Origin of the sequence: Streptomyces sp. P6-2-1 (assembly GCF_050613165.1) — a bacterium.
Lineage (GTDB): Bacteria > Actinomycetota > Actinomycetes > Streptomycetales > Streptomycetaceae > Streptomyces.
In genome coordinates this window covers 1,404,175-1,421,179 of sequence record NZ_CP192513.1, presented here as the reverse complement: position 1 = coordinate 1,421,179, position 17,005 = coordinate 1,404,175, and the positions used below count along the sequence as shown (strand labels likewise).

Below are 17,005 nucleotides of genomic sequence, written 5' to 3'. Positions count from 1 at the left end.
CGGAGGTACCGTGCCTGCCACACCGCCGTTCACTCACCTGCACGTGCACACGCAGTACTCGCTCCTGGACGGCGCGGCGCGGCTCAAGGACATGTTCCAGGCGTGCAACGAGATGGGCATGACGCACATCGCGATGTCCGACCACGGCAACCTGCACGGCGCCTACGACTTCTTCCACCAGGCGAAGAAGGCGGGCATCACGCCGATCATCGGCATCGAGGCGTACGTCGCCCCCGAGTCCCGCCGCAACAAGCGCAAGATCCAGTGGGGCCAGCCGCACCAGAAGCGCGACGACGTCTCCGGTTCCGGTGGTTACACGCACAAGACGATCTGGGCGGCGAACAGCACCGGGCTGCACAACCTCTTCAAGCTCTCCTCCGACGCCTACGCCGAGGGCTGGCTCCAGAAGTGGCCCCGCATGGACAAGGAGACCATCTCGCAGTGGTCCGAGGGCCTCATCGCCTCGACCGGCTGCCCCTCCGGCGAGGTGCAGACCCGGCTGCGCCTCGGCCAGCCCGAGGAAGCGCTCAAGGCGGCGGCCGACTACCAGGACATCTTCGGCAAGGACCGGTACTTCCTGGAGCTGATGGACCACGGCATCGACATCGAGCACCGGGTCCGCGACGGCCTCCTGGAGATCGGCAGGAAGCTCGGCATCCCGCCGCTCGTCACCAACGACTCGCACTACACGTACGCGCACGAGGCCACCGCCCACGACGCGCTCCTGTGCATCCAGACCGGCAAGAACCTCTCGGACCCCGACCGCTTCCGCTTCGACGGCACGGGCTACTACCTCAAGACGACCGAGGAGATGTACGCCATCGACTCCTCGGACGCCTGGCAGGAGGGCTGCCGCAACACGCTCCTGGTCGCCGAGCAGATCGACACCACGGGCATGTTCGAGAAGCGCGACCTCATGCCGAAGTTCGACATCCCCGAGGGCTTCACGGAGATCACCTGGTTCCAGGAGGAGGTCCGCCGCGGCATGGAGCGCCGCTACCCGGCGGGCGTCCCCGACGACCGGCAGAAGCAGGCCGAGTACGAGATGGACGTCATCATCCAGATGGGGTTCCCCGGCTACTTCCTCGTCGTCGCCGACTTCATCATGTGGGCGAAGAACAACGGCATCGCCGTCGGCCCCGGCCGGGGCTCGGCGGCCGGCTCGATCGTCGCGTACGCGATGGGCATCACCGACCTCGACCCGATCGAGCACGGACTGATCTTCGAGCGCTTCCTCAACCCCGAGCGCATCTCGATGCCCGACGTCGACATCGACTTCGACGAACGCAGGCGCGTCGAGGTCATCCGCTACGTGACCGAGAAGTACGGCGCCGACAAGGTCGCCATGATCGGCACGTACGGCAAGATCAAGGCGAAGAACGCCATCAAGGACTCCGCGCGCGTCCTCGGCTACCCGTACGCGATGGGCGACCGCATCACCAAGGCGATGCCCGCCGACGTCCTCGGCAAGGGCATCGACCTCGACGGCATCACCAACCCGACGCACCCGCGCTACTCCGAGGCGGGCGAAGTGCGCGGGATGTACGAGAACGAGCCCGACGTCAAGAAGGTCATCGACACCGCCAAGGGCGTCGAGGGCCTCGTGCGCCAGATGGGCGTGCACGCCGCCGGTGTCATCATGTCCAGCGAGCCGATCATCGACCACGCCCCGGTCTGGGTCAGGCACACGGACAACGTGACCATCACGCAGTGGGACTACCCGCAGTGCGAGTCGCTCGGCCTGCTGAAGATGGACTTCCTGGGCCTGCGCAACCTGACGATCATGGACGACGCCGTCAAGATGGTGAAGTCCAACAAGGGCAAGGAACTCGACCTCCTCGCCATCCCGCTCGACGACCCGAAGACGTACGAGCTGCTGTGCCGGGGCGACACGCTCGGCGTCTTCCAGTTCGACGGCGGCCCGATGCGCTCCCTGCTGCGCCTCATGAAGCCGGACAACTTCGAGGACATTTCCGCCGTTTCGGCCCTGTACCGGCCGGGCCCGATGGGCATGAACTCGCACACGAACTACGCGCTGCGCAAGAACGGCCAGCAGGAGATCACCCCGATCCACCCCGAGCTGGAGGAGCCGCTCAAGGAGGTCCTGGGGCTCACCTACGGCCTCATCGTGTACCAGGAGCAGGTGCAGAAGGCCGCCCAGATCGTCGCGGGGTACTCGCTCGGCGAGGCCGACATCCTGCGCCGCGTCATGGGCAAGAAGAAGGCCGACGAGCTGGAGAAGAACTTCGTCCTCTTCCAGGCGGGTGCCCGCAAGAACGGCTACAGCGACGAGGCGATCCAGGCCCTGTGGGACGTCCTCGTCCCCTTCGCCGGGTACGCCTTCAACAAGGCGCACTCCTCCGCGTACGGGCTCGTCACCTACTGGACCGCGTACCTCAAGGCGAACTACCCGGCCGAGTACATGGCCGCCGTGCTCACCTCGGTGCGCGACGACAAGGACAAGTCGGCCGTCTACCTCAACGAGTGCCGCCGGATGGGCATCCGCGTGCTGCCGCCGGACGTCAACGAGTCGCTCGCGAACTTCGCGGCCCAGGGCGACGACGTGATCCTCTTCGGCCTCACCGCGGTCAGGAACGTCGGCCAGAACGTGGTCGACTCGATCATCCGCAGTCGCAAGGCGAAGGGGAAGTACACCTCCTTCCCCGACTACCTCGACAAGGTCGAAGCGGTCGTCTGCAATAAGCGCACGACGGAATCGCTCATCAAGGCGGGCGCCTTCGACCAGCTCGGGCACACCCGCAAGGGCCTCACGGCGCAGTACGAACCGATGATCGACAACGTCGTCGCGGTCAAGCGCAAGGAGGCCGAGGGGCAGTTCGACCTGTTCGGCGGCATGGGCGACGACGACGCCAAGGACGAGCCGGGCTTCGGGCTCGACGTGACTTTCGGCGAAGACGAGTGGGAGAAGGGCTACCTCCTCGCGCAGGAGCGCGAGATGCTCGGCCTCTACGTCTCCGACCACCCGCTCTTCGGCCTGGAGCACGTGCTCTCGGACAAGGCGGACGCGGGCATCGGGCAGCTCACGGGCGGCGACTTCGGCGACGGTGCCGTCGTCACCGTCGGCGGCATCATCTCGGGCCTCCAGCGCAAGATGACCAAGCAGGGCAACGCGTGGGCGATCGCCACGGTGGAGGACCTCGCGGGCTCCATCGAGTGCATGTTCTTCCCCGCCACGTACCAGCTCGTCTCGACCCAACTCGTCGAGGACACCGTCGTCTTCGTCAAGGGAAGGCTCGACAAGCGCGAGGACATCCCGCGCCTCGTCGCGATGGAGATGCAGGTCCCCGACCTCTCGAACGCGGGCACCAACGCCCCGGTGGTCATCACGATCCCCGCGACCCGCGTCACGCCGCCGATGATCAGCCGCCTCAGCGAGGTGCTCGGCAGCCACCGGGGCAACTCGGAGGTGCGGATCAAGCTCCAGGGCCCGCGCAAGACGACCGTCCTGCGCCTGGACAGGCACCGGGTGCAGCCCGATCCCTCGCTGTTCGGTGACTTGAAGGTGCTGCTCGGGCCGTCCTGCCTGGCGGGCTAACGGGCTCGCGGGCTCGCGGGCTGGGGGGCTCGCGGGCTGCCGCGGGGGCCGTGGGGCTTTCGTGGGACGGGTCGGGTCGCGGGGCTCCGGTGCATACGGGGTACGCGGTAGGTGCCGTGCGGCCCCTCTGGCGTACGGGGCGTGCGGGGCGTGCGGTCCGCGTGCGTGCCGAAGGGGCGCCGCCGTCGTTCGCGCGACGGGGGCGCCCCTTCTCGTACGTCCCGGGGGGTGCGGGACACCGGGGGACGTACGGGCCTTGGCCGTGACCCGACCCCGGGGGTCAGTTGTGGCCGAAGCGCCGCTCGCGGCCCTTGCGGGCCATGTCCCCGGGCGTCGCCTGGGACGCCTGGTGCGCCTCCGTGGACGTCTCCTTGGCCTGCGCGCTCGCCGCCTCGGCGGAGGAACGGTTCTGGGCGCTCTGCTTGCGGTTCTTGTTCTTGGCCATGTGAATCTTCCTCCTGGGAAGGTCTGGGGGCCAGGTACGCGCTCACTCTCACACGAGCCGACAAAGAACGCATTTCGGGCAATTACCGTGCGTGATGGCCGTAGCGAAGGGGCGTGCGCGCGCCTTGACATGGCCGGTAACGGACGGTGGCGACAGGGCCTGCGGCGAAACGGCACGCCGATGATCGAGTTCGGACCGTTAACCCTCGTACGGTCGGGCAGACTCGAAGCGAAGCCGAGGCGAAACCGCCTTCCGTCACCGGAGACGGGAGCGGGCCCCGGGTCGTGAGGGAAGAGGGTGGAACGCGTGGACCGCTGCGTCGTCCTGGTCGATGCCGGGTATCTCCTCGGTGCCGCCGCCAGTTTGCTGGCCGGTGATCCCTCGCGTTCCCGGATCACCGTCGATCACGCCGCGCTCATCCAGCGACTGCGCGAGCGGGCCGAGGAGGAGACCGGCCAACCCCTGCTCCGTATCTACTGGTTCGACGGCGCCCCCGACCGCGTACCGCAGCCCGAGCACCGCAGGCTCCGGGTGCGGCCGCGCGTCACCGTGCGGCTCGGCGCGCTGACCCGCAGTGACGGGCGCTGGGCGCAGAAGGGCGTCGACGCGGCGATGCACGCCGAACTCACCGAACTGGCCCGCAATCGGGCCTGCTCCGACGTCGTTCTCGTGACGGGTGACGGCGACCTCCTGCCGGGCCTCGTCTCCGCCAAGGAGCACGGGGTCGCCGTGCACCTGTGGGCCGTTCAGGCGGCGGACGGCGACTACAACCAGTCCGAGGACCTCGTGGCCGAGGCCGACGAACGCCGGGTCCTCGACCGGCAGTGGATCACGGGCGCGATCCGCGCCAAGGAGGCCCCCGGGCCCTGCGCGCTGCCGACCGGGCCGCGCAGCCCCGAGATCGCCGCGATCTTCTCGGCGCCGCTCCCCGACGGCGACGGGGCACCGCCCGCACCGCGCGCCGCCGAGGCGGGGACGGGGCCGGGAGACGGGGTGGGCGCGGGCGTGGACGCGGGTGTGGGGGCCGGCGTGGGGGTGGGGGTCGGCGTGGGCGCCGGGCCCGGGATGGGGGCGGGGGGACGGGCTGGTGCCGGCTCCGTGCCCGGTTCCGGGGTGGGTGAGGACGCGCAGGCGGGGGAGCGGGCCGGGGGCAGGGCCGTCCCCACGCCGAAGGACCTCGCCGCGCTCAAGACCCCCGCGCCCGCCGCGCAGCCCGCGCCGAACGCGACCCTGCGGTGGTCCTCCGACAAGGGCTGGGTCGAACGCCCCGGCGGCGAGCCCCCCGAGGCCGCCGCGCTCCCCACCCTCGCGCAGCTCACCACCGCCGAGCAGCGGTGGGCGGACCGTGAGGAGGACATCACGACGGTCGGCGGCGACCCCTTCGAGGTCGGCCAGGTCTTCGCCCGCCGCTGGCTCGCCCGTGTCCCGCCGAACCCCCCGGCCCGCGAGCGCCTGGCCCCCCTCTATCCCCGCATCCCGCACCGCATCGACGGCGAACTCCTGCGCTACGCGGCGCGCTTCGGTCTCCTCGCGCACAAGGACGACCAGATCGACGAGAACGACCGCTACGCGATCAGGGCGGGCTTCTGGCGCGAGACGGGTGTGGAGGCGGGGGCACCGACGGGGCGGTGACCCTCGCGCCCCGTGTGCGGGAGCGGCGGAGCGCTTCCGGCGTGCGTGGGGTGGGGTGCTGTCCCGGGGTGGGGTCCGGGGCGCGAGCAGGTAGCGCCCGTACGGGTGGGAAATTCCCCTCGTAGCGGACGTGCGGGGACATGCCTCATCCCTGCGGGTGAGCCGCGTCGTGACTTCGGGAGAGTTATCCACAGATTTCGGCGGGGGGCGGGGTGGGGGGGGTGGGGGTGCGAGAGGATTGATGTGGGGTCGCCCCCCAGGGAGGGTGGGGGCTGTCCGCTCCAGGTCGTGCGCAGGGGCGTCTGCCCCCCAGTGGCTGTCCGCCCGTCCGCACGCTGGTGGGGTAGGAGGCCGGGGGCGCGGTCTTGGTCGCAAGCGGGTTCGGGGTCGGAGGCGCGGGCCTGTGGCAAGCGGGTCCGGGGCTTGAGGCGCGGGCCTGTGGCAATCGGGTCCGGGGTCGGAGGCGCGGGCCTGTGGCAAGCGGGTCCGGGGTCTGAGGCACAGGCCTGGTCGCAAGCGGGTCCGAGGCCGGAAGCGCGGGCCCGAAGCTCGTCGCAGGCGGGGCCGGGGCCGCGTGGTCGCGAGGAGGTACGGGCCGCTCGTGCGCCCCGAGGCTGTGGTGAGTGCGACACGCCGGGGGCGGGACCGGAGCGGGCCCCGGGCGCCGCCGTCCTGGTCCGACCCAGTAGCCTCGGGTGTCGTGGACACGGGTACGGCACAGGCGCGCGACGGTGAGGTCGTGTGCGTGGTGCGTGAGCTGGTCAAGTCGTATCCGGCGCTGCGCGGGCGGCGCGGGCAGCCCCCCGCCCCCGCCGTGCGTGCCACCGACGGTGTCGATCTCGATGTCCACCGCGGTGAGATCTTCGGCCTCCTCGGTCCCAACGGCGCGGGCAAGTCCACACTCGTGCGGCAGCTCACCGGGCTCATGCGCCCCGACTCGGGCTCCATCCACCTGCTCGGCCACGACCTCGTACGCCACCCCGAGCGCGCCGCGCGCCTGCTCGCCTACCTCGGGCAGGAGTCGACCGCGCTCGACGAGCTGACCGTCGCCCTCGCCGTCGAGACGACGGGCCGCCTGCGCGGCATGGACGCGGCGGCGGTACGTACGGCCCGCGCGGCGATCCTCGACGAACTCGGCCTCACCGCACTCGCCGCGCGCCCCCTCAAGAAGCTCTCCGGGGGCCAGCGCCGCCTCGCCTGCTTCGCGGCCGCCCTCGTCGGCGACCGCTCCGTCCTCGTCCTCGACGAACCCACGACGGGCATGGACCCCGTCGCGCGCCGCGCCGTGTGGGCCGCCGTCGACCGGCGCCGCGCGGAGCAGGGCGTCACCGTCCTGCTCGTCACCCACAACGTCATCGAGGCCGAGACGGTGCTCGACCGGGTCGCCGTGCTCGAAGCGGGCCGCATCATCGCCTGCGACACGCCCTCCGGGCTCAAGTCCCGCGTCGCCCACGAGGTCAGGCTCGACCTCGTCTGGCGCGAACGCGCGCCGCTCGACGTGCCCGAGGTCGCCGCGCTGCGGGCCTCGGCGACCGAGGCGGGGCGGCGCTGGACGCTGCGGCTCGCCCCGGACGAGGCCCGCGCCGCCGTCTCCGCCGTGACCGGAGGCGCCGCCTTCCTCGCCCTCGACGACTTCACCCTCACGACCCCCAGCCTCGAAGACGTCTACCTCTCCCTCGGCGGAAGCACGAAGGGGCTGGTCAAGGCGTGAGCCGACGCAGCAGCAGCCCGGCCGGCGACAACCCGGCGAAAGCGAACAGGAGCACCCTGACCGTGACAGCCGTACCGGTGGATCTCGTGGACCCTGTCGAGGACGCGGACGGCCGCCGATGAGCGCCGCACCGATCGAGGCCGAGGTGACCGGCACCGTGCGCACTCCAGGACCCCGCCGCGAGAGCCTGCCGACGGCAGGGCCCGCGCCGCTCGCGCCGCGCGCGCGGCTGCTGCCCGCCCTCGGCGCCGTCTACCGCGCCCAGCTCTCGCGGGCCCGCGTGGCCCGTATCCCGCTGCTCTTCGTCGCGACGTTCCAGTCCGTCGGCATCATGATCCTCATGCGGGGCGTCGTCGACGGCGGTGACGAGGCCCGCGCGGTCGTCGCCGGGTCCGCCGTCCTCGTCGTCGCCTTCGTCGCGCTCAACCTCCTCGCCCAGTACTTCGGCCAGCTCCGCGCCACCGGGGGACTCGACCACTACGCGACCCTCCCGGTGCCGCCCGCCGCCGTCGTCCTCGGCGCCGCGGGGGCGTACGCCTCCTTCACCGCGCCGGGGACCCTCGTCACCGCGCTCATCGGCTGCGGGCTCTTCGGGCTGCCCGTCGCGCACGTGTGGATTCTGCTCGCCGTCGTCCCGCTCGCGGGGGCCGCGCTCGCCGGGCTCGGCGCGGCCTTCGGGCTGCTCGCACCGCGCCCCGAACTCGCCACGCTGCTCGGCCAGCTCGGCATGTCCGCGGCGCTGCTCCTCGGCGTCCTGCCCGCCGACCACCTGCCCGAGCCGATCCAGTGGTGCCGCGACCTGCTTCCCTCGACGTACGGCGTCGAGGCCTTCGCCAGGACCTTCACGGCCCGTCCCGACTGGCTCGTGGTCCTCGGCGACCTCGGGGTCTGCGCGGGCGTCGGGGTCGTCTCGCTCGCCGTGGCCACGTGGGCGTACCGGCGTGCGGCGGTCGCGGGCCCCCGCTGAACCGGGCGGGCGGCTCACAGGCCGTCCACAGCATGCCCCGCACGGCACCCCTCGAACGGCCGTCCCGGCGCGCGTTTGGCACGATGGGCCGGTGAGCGCTCCCGAGACACCGCCCCCGGCCCCGTACGCCCCCGCGCAGCCGCCTCCCGAGGGGCAGGTACGGCGCGGCCTTCTGCTCGCTCTCCTGCTCGTCGTGCTCGGCCTCGCCTTCGGTGGCCTGTGGCTGTGGCTCGCGCCGCGCGTGCCGCTCATCGCGGACGGCAACGCCGTGTACCTCAAGGACAGCGAGGGCGAGCAGCCCATCGGCGCGGACGGCACGTTCGCCCTGATCGGCCTCGGGCTCGGCATCCTCACCGGCGCGGCCGTCTTCCTGTGGCGCCGCGCGGGCGGCGCCGCGCTCGTCCTCGGCATGGCGGCGGGCGCGCTGCTCGGCTCGGTCGTCGCGTGGCGCCTCGGCGTGTGGCTCGGACCGACGCAGGACGTCGTGGCGCACGCGAAGGAGGTCGGCAAGAACGTCACCTTCGACGCCCCCCTCAAGCTCGCGGCCAAGGGCACGCTCCTGGCCTGGCCCCTCGCCGCCTGCGTCGTCCACCTCCTCCTCACCGCCGCCTTCGGCCCCCGCGACCCCTCGCCGTACGGCATGGACGCGGTCCCCGCCCGGGCCACCCCGGGCGGCGCACCGCGCCCCTGGCCGACGGGCGACGCCACGGGACACGACGGCAGCGGCGGCGGTACGAGGCACGACGGCAGCGGCGGCGGTACGGGACACGACGGCAGCGGCGGCACGGGTTCCGAGGGCCGTGGCGGTACGGGGGGCCCGGGCGCCGCGGCACCGTACGCGCCCCCTCCTGCGGGCTGAGGCGCGCGCCGCCTCCGGAGCGCCGGGAACCTGCCCGCCGCGCGCCCGCTGCGCCCGCCGCCGCTGCGTCCGCCGTCGGTGCGTCCGCCGCCGGTGCGCCCGCCCTGGTGCGTCCCCCCGGTCCACCCGCCCCCGGTACGTCCCCGCCGGGGGCGCTTCACGCCCTCCCGATCGGGGCCAGCACCGCCTTCGTCAGGCTCGCCAGGTCGGCCGGGGCCAGCTCGACCTCCAGGCCCCTGCGGCCCGCCGAGACACAGATCGTGGGGTGGGCTCCCGCGGAGGCGTCGATGACCGTGGGGAGCGGCTTGCGCTGACCCAGCGGGGAGATGCCGCCGCGCACGTAGCCCGTCGTGCGTTCCGCCGCCGCCGGGTCCGCCATCACCGCGCGCTTGCCACCGACCGCCGCCGCGAGCGCCTTCAGGTCGAGGCTGCCCGCGACAGGGACCACCGCGACCGTCAGGGTGCCGTCCACCTCGGCCACGAGGGTCTTGAAGACCCTCTCGGGGGTCACCCCGAGCGCCTCGGCCGCCTCCTCGCCGTACGAGGGGTGCGCCGGGTCGTGCGCGTAGGAGTGCAGCGTGTACGCCGTGCCCGCCCGCATGAGCGCGACCGTCGCCGGGGTCCCGCCCGCCTGGTCGTTCTTCTTCGCCTTCTTCGCCATCGGTCTCTCTCGGTTCAGGGGGGCGGCCTCAGTTCAAGCTGGTCGGCGTACGCGTCAGCTCCATCGCGGGCAGCGAGGGCAGATGCCGGATGACGGCCGTCTCCGAGCGGAGCAGCCGCACCTCCTCGCGCAGCCGCGAGGCCGTGTCCGGGGCCTGGAGCAGCCGCTGCCTGGTCGGCACGTCGAGCATCGTCGCCGCCGCCACGAGGTACGAGACGACGGAAGGGTCGTCCGGCAGCTCGGTCCCCGCAGCGAGCGTCCGCTCCCGCGCCCCCGCGAGCCGCTTCTGGTACGCGCGAAACGCCCGCAGCACCGCCTCGGCGAGCGCCTCGGGGTCGTCCCCCGGCTCCTCGGGCAGCTCCTCCGCCTCCACCGTCAGGTACGGGCCCGAGTCGTCGACCGCGCCGAGCCTGACCCGCGTCGTCCCTGTCGTCAGGACCTCGAAGCCGCCGTCGGGCCGCTCCCGCACGCTCGCCGCGTCGGCGATGCACCCGACCTCGTGGAAGGCGCGCCGGGGGTCGGGACCGAAGCCCGCGCCTGCCCGCGTATCGGGCTTCGCGTCCTCGCCCGGCAGCCCCGGCAGGCTCGGCGCGACCTCCAGGCCGTCCTTGATCGCCACGACGACGAAGCGGCGCGGCTCCTCCTCGGGCAGCTCTTCGAGGGCGCGGACGAGGGCGCGATAACGCTCCTCGAAGATGTTGAGGGGAAGCACGAGCCCGGGAAAGAGCACCGAGTTCAGCGGGAAGAGAGGCAATCGGACGGTCGTCACGGCTGGCAAGCCTAATGGGCCGGGACGCCCCCGCGCCGCGCCCTCGCGCACTCCGCGCCGCGCCGCCCCCGCCCCGCGTTCCCCGGACACCCGTCCCGCGCGCCGAGAACACCCGTCCCGCGCCTCCCGGACGCCCGCCGCGCGGTCCCCGCGCCCCCGTGGCGCCGCGCCCGAGCCCCCGTCAGGAGGGCGCGCCGCGCAGCGGTGTCGCCGCGGCGACCTCGATGCGCACCCCGTCCCGTACGTCCATGAACTGCGCGAGCGGGTCGTCCGAGAGCCGCGCCCACGGGAACGAGGTCACGAGCGGCCCCACCCGGCGCACCTCCTGGAGCGCCGCGTCCCAGGCCCGCAGGCGCACCAGCACGTACACGAGCAGATTGCGCACCTCGGCGGGCCACGGATCGCCCTCGGCGAAGCGCGCCGAGAGCGCCTGGGCCCGCTCGGCCGCCGCGACGGCGCGGCTCTCGGGGACACCGCCCGCCGCGTCCCCGCGCAGCCACAGGTACGCGGCACGCAGCGGCAGCGCCTGACTCAGCGAGCCGGGCAGCGCGTCGTCGGCGGCGCGCTCGGCGAAGTCGAAGCACTCGCCGTGCGAGCCGTGCCAGGACGCCGAGAGGTAGAGCAGCGCGGAGACGTGGCAGCCGTCGTGGTGCGGGCTGCGCCGCAGCGCCCGCTCCCACAGGTCGGTGAAGACGGCGTGCCCCGCGCCCGTGGCGCGTGCCGCGTCGAGCGCGAGCCGCCACGGCACCGGGTCGTCGGGCTGCGCCTCGGCGGCCGCGGCGACGAGCGGCGCGGCCTCGCGGAGCAGTTCGGCACGCGCGGGGGACTCCCAGGCGGCCCGCACGGCGAGCTGGGCGCCGACGAGGAGCAGGTCGGGGTCGTGCGGGGCCGAAGCCGTCCAGTGCGCGTACCACTCGGGGCGGCGGGCCGCGAAGGAGGCGAGCCGCCGCACCGCGCGGTCCCGCGTCTCCCACTGCCCCCGCTCCCGCGTCGTCGCGAGCAGCTTCGCGGCCGCCTCGTGGTCCCCGCTGCCCGCGGCGACGAGCGCGGGCGCGAGCCAGGGCTCGGGCGCGTCGAGCAGCAACTCCTCGTCGGCGGGCAGCCCGTCGGCGAGCGGGGCTGTGTGCCTGGCCATCCGGGCGGCGCGGCGCAGGGCGAGCAGGGGACGCATGGTGCGGACCATTGAAAACCGCAGGTGGGGACCCGTCCAGAGGGGCACGGGTGTCGCTTTGGCATCGGGACTTACGTTGTACGGGAGTGAGTAAAGCCCTGGCAAAACATGGTGCCCGTCAGGACCCGTACGGCGGTTCCCCCACCCCCGGCACCGCCCTCCCGCCCACCTCCTGCCGCCTCCCCCTCACCCCTTCCGCAGCGCGCGCGTCGCGCCCGCCGCCACCGTCGTCGCGAGCATCCAGCCGAGCGCCACGAGCCCCGCCGCCGCCCACTGCGCGGCCCCTTGCATCCGCCAGAAACCGTCCTGCCCCAGGTCCACGACAGGGACGAGCAGGTCGAGCGCGTAGAGCACCGGATTCCACTGCGGGTGCTCGTCCGCGCGCAGCGGGGACGGCGGGTCCCAGGAGAAGAACAGACTGCTCGCCGCCCACAGCACCCCCATCCACAGCGCCGCGCGCCCCGGCCGGTACCCGTACGCCACCGTGAGGTCCTGCACGTACCCCCACAGGCGTACGGCGGGCGGCAGCGTCGCGCGCCGCGCCCGCTCCTTGGCGAGCAGCACCTCGCGCGCCTCCGGGTCCTCGCCGCCCGCGCGCAGCACGGCGGCGAGGCGCTCGTACCCCTCGGGCCGGTACTCCGGCTCGGCCGCCGCGACCCACGCGAGCCGCGCCGAGAGCGGGAAGGCCCCGACGGGCACGAGGTTCTCGTAGCTGAAACCGCCCATCGAGAGCAGCCCCGCGCGCGGCCAGCTCGCCGCCCTGTCCACGAGCGTCCCGACCCGCGCCCCCGAGAGCACGACCCGTCCGCGCTCGATCCGCCGCGCCAGGAACCGCAGCTCGGGCACCTGGATGCGGCGCAGCGACACCTCCTGGTCGTTGTCGAGCACGAACTCCGCCTGCTCCAGGTCGACCGCGTCCCCGAATCTCCCGTCGTCGAGCCGCACCCCGCCCCTGCACTCGAAGCCCCGCACCCGCGCCCCGCGGGCCGGGGTGCTCCCGCCCGTCACCGGCGGGTCGACCACGGCTGCCGGGGTCAGGTAGAGGGTGCGCTCGACGGTCAGCTGCGGCGCGTTGAGCGCGCGGCGCCCGTAGGGGTGGCTCAGGCGCGCCCCGCGCAGGCTCAGCGAGACCCCGATCTGCGCGCCGCGCAGGCTCACCTCGCCCTCCGCCTCCAGCAGCTCCGCCTGGAGGTCCTGGCCCACGCTCAGCCCGTCCCCGAGCAGGCAGCTCCCGCGCCGGTCCGCGCGCAGCACCGCCTGGTTGAGGAGCAGGTCGGTGCCGATGTGCGCGTCGGTGAGCCGGACGCCGTGCGCGACCTGGCAGCGCGGCAGATGGAAATCGCCCTCGGTGTGCAGCCGCGCCGCCTCCAGGCGTGGCAGCGCGCAGTCCACGAGCCGCAGCGTCGTGAACCGCGCCTCCGGCAGCAGCACCTCCTGCTCGAACCGGCAGCCCACCAGCTCCACGTACGGGGCGACCGTGCCGCCCGCGAGATCGAGCAGGCCCGTCACACGCGCCCCGGCGAGCTTGAGCGAGGAGACCCGGCCGCGCAACGCGGGCGGACAGCTCAGCAGCAGGACGCACACGACACGCGCCCGCACCTCCCTGTCGTGCCCCCACGGCTCCGTGCCGTGCGGATCGTCCCTGACCGGGTCCCCGGTGCGCAGGTCGAACATGCTGCCGTTGCGGAACGCCTGCCACAGCCCCGCCTCCGCCGGGCTCAGCCACTCCGGCGGCTCGCCGCCCAGTTCCTCGTCCACGGCGGGCCTCCCCTCAAGGAGTCGTCGGCGCACACAGCCGTGCGCACACACCGTCAGGGATCACATGCCCGCTGCGTGACGCCGTGAACGCGGAGCGTGGGAGGAATCGTGTGGTGGGGAGGGGTTCTTTTGTTCGGGAGCCCCGCGAGGGGTGACGCACGGTGGTGTGCCGGGGTGCCCGCGGGTGCGCGCTCCGTATCACCGAGTGATACGCGCCCGCGTGCCCCGCGCGACGTCTGCGAGACTTGACCCGTGATCTCTCGAATCGACCTGCGCGGTGCCGCCCTCCCCGAGGGCGCGGCGCTGCGGGACCTGCTGCCCCGAGCCGAGTTCGACGTCGAGGCCGCCCTGGAGAAGGTGCGGCCCGTGTGCGAGGACGTGCGCCATCGCGGGTCGGCGGCGGTCATCGCGTGGGGGGAGCGCTTCGGCGACGGGAAACCCGCCCACCTGCGGGTACCGGCCGCCGAGATCGAGAAGGCCCGTGCCGCGCTCGATCCCGAGGTCGAGGCCGCGCTCGTCGAGTCGATCCGCCGCGCCCGCCTCGTCCACCGCGAGCAGCGCCGCACCGACGTCACCACCCAGGTCGTCCCCGGCGGCACCGTCACCGAGAAGTGGGTGCCCGTCGGGCGCGTCGGGCTCTACGTGCCGGGCGGCCGCTCGGTCTACCCCTCCTCCGTCGTCATGAACGTCGTGCCCGCGCAGGAGGCGGGCGTCGAAGGCATCGCCGTCGCCTCGCCCGCGCAGCCCGAGTTCGGCGGACTGCCGCACCCGACGATCCTCGCCGCCTGCGCCCTCCTAGGCGTCGACGAGGTGTACGCGGCGGGCGGCGCCCAGGCGATCGCGATGTTCGCCTACGGCACGTACGGCCCCGGCGACCCCGAGGGCTGCCGCCCTGTCGACCTCGTCACAGGCCCCGGCAACATCTACGTCGCCGCGGCCAAGCGCCTGCTCAAGGGCCGTGTCGGCATCGACGCCGAGGCGGGCCCCACCGAGATCGCGATCCTCGCCGACGCGAGCGCGGACCCCGTGCACGTCGCCGCCGACCTCATCAGCCAGGCGGAGCACGACCCGATGGCGGCCTCCGTCCTCGTCACCGACTCGCCCGTGCTCGCCGAGGCCACCGCACTCGAGCTGTCCCGCCAGGTCGCCGCGACCAAGCACCGCACCGAGCGCGTCGAACCTGCCCTCGCGGGGCGCCAGTCCGCGATCGTCCTCGTCAACGACATCGCCGACGGCCTCACCGTCGTCGACGCCTACGCCGCCGAACACCTGGAGATCCAGACCGCCGACGCCTCCGCCGTCGCCGCCAGGGTCCGCAACGCGGGCGCGATCTTCGTCGGCCCCTGGGCACCCGTCTCGCTCGGCGACTACTGCGCCGGGTCGAACCACGTCCTGCCCACGGGCGGTTGCGCCTGCCACTCCTCGGGCCTGAGCGTCCAGTCCTTCCTGCGCGGCATCCACATCGTCGACTACGGCCGCGAGGCGCTCGCCGAGGTCGCCCACCACGTCGTGACCCTCGCCGAGGCCGAGGACCTGCCCGCGCACGGCGCGGCGGTGACCGCGCGCTTCGAGGGGCAGGTGCCCCGCGCATGAGCCCCGAGAACCGCGGCGGCACCCCGCTCGACGCCCTCCCGCTCCGCCCCGAACTGCGCGGCAAGAGCCCCTACGGCGCCCCCCAGCTCGACGTACCCGTCCGCCTCAACACCAACGAGAACCCGTACCCGCTCCCCGCACAGCTCGTCGAGCGCATCGCCGAGCGCGTCCGCGAGGCCGCCCGCGACCTCAACCGCTACCCGGACCGCGACGCCGTCGAGCTGCGCACCGCGCTCGCCGCGTACCTCTCCCGCGACGGCTACGAGATCACCCCCGCGCAGGTGTGGGCGGCGAACGGCTCCAACGAGGTCATCCAGCAGCTCCTCCAGGTCTTCGGCGGCCCCGGCAGGCTCGCGCTCGGCTTCGAGCCCTCGTACTCGATGCACGGCCTCATCGCGCGCGGCACCAGCACCGAGTGGGTCTCCGGGCCCCGCGGCGCCGATTTCACGATCGACACCGAGGCCGCCGTCGCCGCGCTCGCCACCCACCGCCCCGACGTCGTCTTCGTCACCTCGCCCAACAACCCGACGGGCACCGCCGTGGACCGCGAGACGGTCCTCGCGCTCTACGAGGCCGCACAGGCCGTCAAGCCCACGGTCGTCGTCGTCGACGAGGCGTACGTCGAGTTCAGCCACGCCGACTCGCTCCTCCCGCTCATCGAGGGCCGCCCGCTCCTCGTGATCTCGCGCACGATGTCGAAGGCCTTCGGCGCAGCGGGGCTGCGCCTCGGCTACCTCGCGGCCGACCCCGCCGTCGTCGACGCGGTCCAGCTCGTACGCCTCCCGTACCACCTCTCCGCCGTCACCCAGGCCACCGCGCTCGCGGCCCTGGAGCACACCGATACGCTGCTCGGGTACGTCGAGCAGCTCAAGGCGGAGCGCGACAGGCTCGTCACCGAACTGACCGCGCTCGGCTTCGACGTGACCCCCTCCGACGCGAACTTCGTGCAGTTCGGGGTCTTCGACGGGCCCGGCGGGGCGCACGCCGCCTGGCAGTACATCCTCGACCGGGGCGTCCTGGTCAGGGACAACGGCGTACCGGGGCGGCTGCGGGTCTCCACGGGGACCCCCGCCGAGAACGACGCGTTCATCGACGCGGTACGCGGACTGAAGAAGGAGCACAGCGCATGAGCCGCACGGGCCGGGTGGAGCGCACCACCAAGGAGACCTCCGTGCTGGTCGAGATCGACCTCGACGGAACCGGGAGGACCGACATCGCGACCGGAGTCGGCTTCTACGACCACATGCTCGACCAGCTCGGCAGGCACGGCCTGTTCGACCTCGTCGTGAAGACCGAGGGCGACCTGCACATCGACACGCACCACACCATCGAGGACACCGCGCTCGCCCTCGGCGCCGCCTTCAAGCAGGCGCTCGGCGACAAGGTCGGCATCTACCGCTTCGGCAACTGCACGGTGCCCCTCGACGAATCCCTCGCGCAGGTCACCGTCGACCTCTCCGGCCGCCCCTACCTCGTGCACACCGAGCCCGAGAACATGGCCCCGATGATCGGCGCCTACGACACGACGATGACCCGGCACATCCTGGAGTCGTTCGTCGCACAGGCCCAGGTCGCCCTGCACGTCCACGTGCCCTACGGGCGCAACGCGCACCACATCGTCGAGTGCCAGTTCAAGGCACTCGCCCGCGCCCTGCGCTACGCCAGCGAACCCGACCCGCGCGCCGCGGGCATCCTCCCCTCCACGAAGGGCGCCCTGTGAACGGCACCTCCACGCTTCTGATCATCATCGGCCTGTTCCTCGCCGGGGGCGTCTGGTCCTTCGTCAAGCAGGGCATGCCGAAGAGCCTGCTCGCGATGCTGTCCGTCGGCGCCGGGGTCTTCCTGATCGCGGGCGTCCTCAACCTCACGGTGTGAGCGCCACG

General features: G+C 73.2%; 15 protein-coding genes. 10 read left to right on the top strand and 5 right to left on the bottom strand.

Features of this window, described 5'->3' with window-relative positions:
• The first annotated feature begins 10 nt into the window (after positions 1 to 10).
• Positions 11 to 3,556, top strand: a complete 3,546-nt coding sequence (gene dnaE / locus ACQYWQ_RS06290) for a DNA polymerase III subunit alpha (protein ID WP_431032900.1) — start codon at positions 11 to 13, stop codon at positions 3,554 to 3,556.
• A 280-nt stretch (positions 3,557 to 3,836) separates the two neighbouring features.
• On the opposite strand, the gene ACQYWQ_RS06285 is transcribed toward dnaE, so the two are convergent.
• Complete coding sequence (locus tag ACQYWQ_RS06285; protein ID WP_431032899.1) at positions 3,837 to 4,001, bottom strand: hypothetical protein; 165 nt, start codon at positions 3,999 to 4,001, stop codon at positions 3,837 to 3,839.
• Positions 4,002 to 4,298: 297 nt separating this feature from the next.
• On the opposite strand from ACQYWQ_RS06285, the gene ACQYWQ_RS06280 reads away from it, so the two are divergent.
• The 5 genes from ACQYWQ_RS06280 to ACQYWQ_RS06260 all read left to right on the top strand — a co-directional run bounded on the left by ACQYWQ_RS06280 (position 4,299) and on the right by ACQYWQ_RS06260 (position 9,170).
• Positions 4,299 to 5,633: an NYN domain-containing protein gene (locus tag ACQYWQ_RS06280; RefSeq protein WP_431032898.1), complete on the top strand. Its 1,335-nt coding sequence runs from the start codon at positions 4,299 to 4,301 to the stop codon at positions 5,631 to 5,633.
• A gap of 700 nt (positions 5,634 to 6,333) precedes the next feature.
• Positions 6,334 to 7,344 (top strand): ABC transporter ATP-binding protein, encoded by a 1,011-nt coding sequence (locus ACQYWQ_RS06275; protein WP_431032897.1) that lies wholly within the window; start codon positions 6,334 to 6,336, stop codon positions 7,342 to 7,344.
• Positions 7,341 to 7,466 (top strand): hypothetical protein, encoded by a 126-nt coding sequence (locus ACQYWQ_RS06270; RefSeq protein ID WP_431032896.1) that lies wholly within the window; start codon positions 7,341 to 7,343, stop codon positions 7,464 to 7,466. The genes ACQYWQ_RS06275 and ACQYWQ_RS06270 overlap by 4 nt, the downstream gene beginning before the upstream one ends.
• Positions 7,463 to 8,311 (top strand): ABC transporter permease, encoded by an 849-nt coding sequence (locus ACQYWQ_RS06265; protein WP_431032895.1) that lies wholly within the window; start codon positions 7,463 to 7,465, stop codon positions 8,309 to 8,311. The genes ACQYWQ_RS06270 and ACQYWQ_RS06265 overlap by 4 nt, the downstream gene beginning before the upstream one ends.
• 91 nt (positions 8,312 to 8,402) lie before the next feature.
• Complete coding sequence (locus tag ACQYWQ_RS06260) at positions 8,403 to 9,170, top strand: ABC transporter permease (RefSeq protein WP_431032894.1); 768 nt, start codon at positions 8,403 to 8,405, stop codon at positions 9,168 to 9,170.
• A gap of 157 nt (positions 9,171 to 9,327) precedes the next feature.
• Here the strand turns inward: ACQYWQ_RS06260 and ybaK are convergent, their stop codons facing one another.
• The 4 genes from ybaK to ACQYWQ_RS06240 form a co-directional block, all read right to left on the bottom strand.
• A complete protein-coding gene (ybaK, locus tag ACQYWQ_RS06255) occupies positions 9,328 to 9,831 on the bottom strand; it encodes a Cys-tRNA(Pro) deacylase (protein ID WP_431032893.1) in 504 nt (167 codons plus the stop codon).
• Between the two features lie 28 nt (positions 9,832 to 9,859).
• Positions 9,860 to 10,600 (bottom strand): LON peptidase substrate-binding domain-containing protein, encoded by a 741-nt coding sequence (locus tag ACQYWQ_RS06250; protein ID WP_431032892.1) that lies wholly within the window; start codon positions 10,598 to 10,600, stop codon positions 9,860 to 9,862.
• Positions 10,601 to 10,781: 181 nt separating this feature from the next.
• Complete coding sequence (locus ACQYWQ_RS06245; protein WP_431032891.1) at positions 10,782 to 11,771, bottom strand: hypothetical protein; 990 nt, start codon at positions 11,769 to 11,771, stop codon at positions 10,782 to 10,784.
• A 186-nt stretch (positions 11,772 to 11,957) separates the two neighbouring features.
• Positions 11,958 to 13,529, bottom strand: a complete 1,572-nt coding sequence (locus ACQYWQ_RS06240; RefSeq protein WP_431032890.1) for an oxidoreductase — start codon at positions 13,527 to 13,529, stop codon at positions 11,958 to 11,960.
• Between the two features lie 252 nt (positions 13,530 to 13,781).
• On the opposite strand from ACQYWQ_RS06240, the gene hisD reads away from it, so the two are divergent.
• The 4 genes from hisD to ACQYWQ_RS06220 are packed head-to-tail and all read left to right on the top strand — an operon-like array spanning position 13,782 to position 16,997.
• Positions 13,782 to 15,122, top strand: coding sequence for a histidinol dehydrogenase (hisD, locus tag ACQYWQ_RS06235; protein ID WP_431032889.1), 1,341 nt, complete (start codon positions 13,782 to 13,784; stop codon positions 15,120 to 15,122).
• Positions 15,119 to 16,252: a histidinol-phosphate transaminase gene (locus ACQYWQ_RS06230; RefSeq protein ID WP_431032888.1), complete on the top strand. Its 1,134-nt coding sequence runs from the start codon at positions 15,119 to 15,121 to the stop codon at positions 16,250 to 16,252. The genes hisD and ACQYWQ_RS06230 overlap by 4 nt, the downstream gene beginning before the upstream one ends.
• Positions 16,249 to 16,842 carry an imidazoleglycerol-phosphate dehydratase HisB gene (gene hisB, locus ACQYWQ_RS06225; RefSeq protein ID WP_431032887.1) on the top strand — a complete coding sequence of 198 codons (594 nt, stop codon included), beginning with the start codon at positions 16,249 to 16,251 and terminating at the stop codon, positions 16,840 to 16,842. The genes ACQYWQ_RS06230 and hisB overlap by 4 nt, the downstream gene beginning before the upstream one ends.
• A complete protein-coding gene (locus tag ACQYWQ_RS06220) occupies positions 16,839 to 16,997 on the top strand; it encodes a hypothetical protein (protein ID WP_010277019.1) in 159 nt (52 codons plus the stop codon). The genes hisB and ACQYWQ_RS06220 overlap by 4 nt, the downstream gene beginning before the upstream one ends.
• The last annotated feature ends 8 nt before the right edge of the window (positions 16,998 to 17,005 follow it).

Coding starts and splice junctions, on each gene's coding strand:
- ACQYWQ_RS06285 (WP_431032899.1), bottom strand. CDS start 4,001: ATGGCCAAGAACAAGAACCGCAAGCAGAGCGCCCAGAACCGTTCCTCC.
- ACQYWQ_RS06265 (WP_431032895.1), top strand. CDS start 7,463: ATGAGCGCCGCACCGATCGAGGCCGAGGTGACCGGCACCGTGCGCACT.
- ybaK (WP_431032893.1), bottom strand. CDS start 9,831: ATGGCGAAGAAGGCGAAGAAGAACGACCAGGCGGGCGGGACCCCGGCG.
- ACQYWQ_RS06245 (WP_431032891.1), bottom strand. CDS start 11,771: ATGCGTCCCCTGCTCGCCCTGCGCCGCGCCGCCCGGATGGCCAGGCAC.
- ACQYWQ_RS06230 (WP_431032888.1), top strand. CDS start 15,119: ATGAGCCCCGAGAACCGCGGCGGCACCCCGCTCGACGCCCTCCCGCTC.
- hisB (WP_431032887.1), top strand. CDS start 16,249: ATGAGCCGCACGGGCCGGGTGGAGCGCACCACCAAGGAGACCTCCGTG.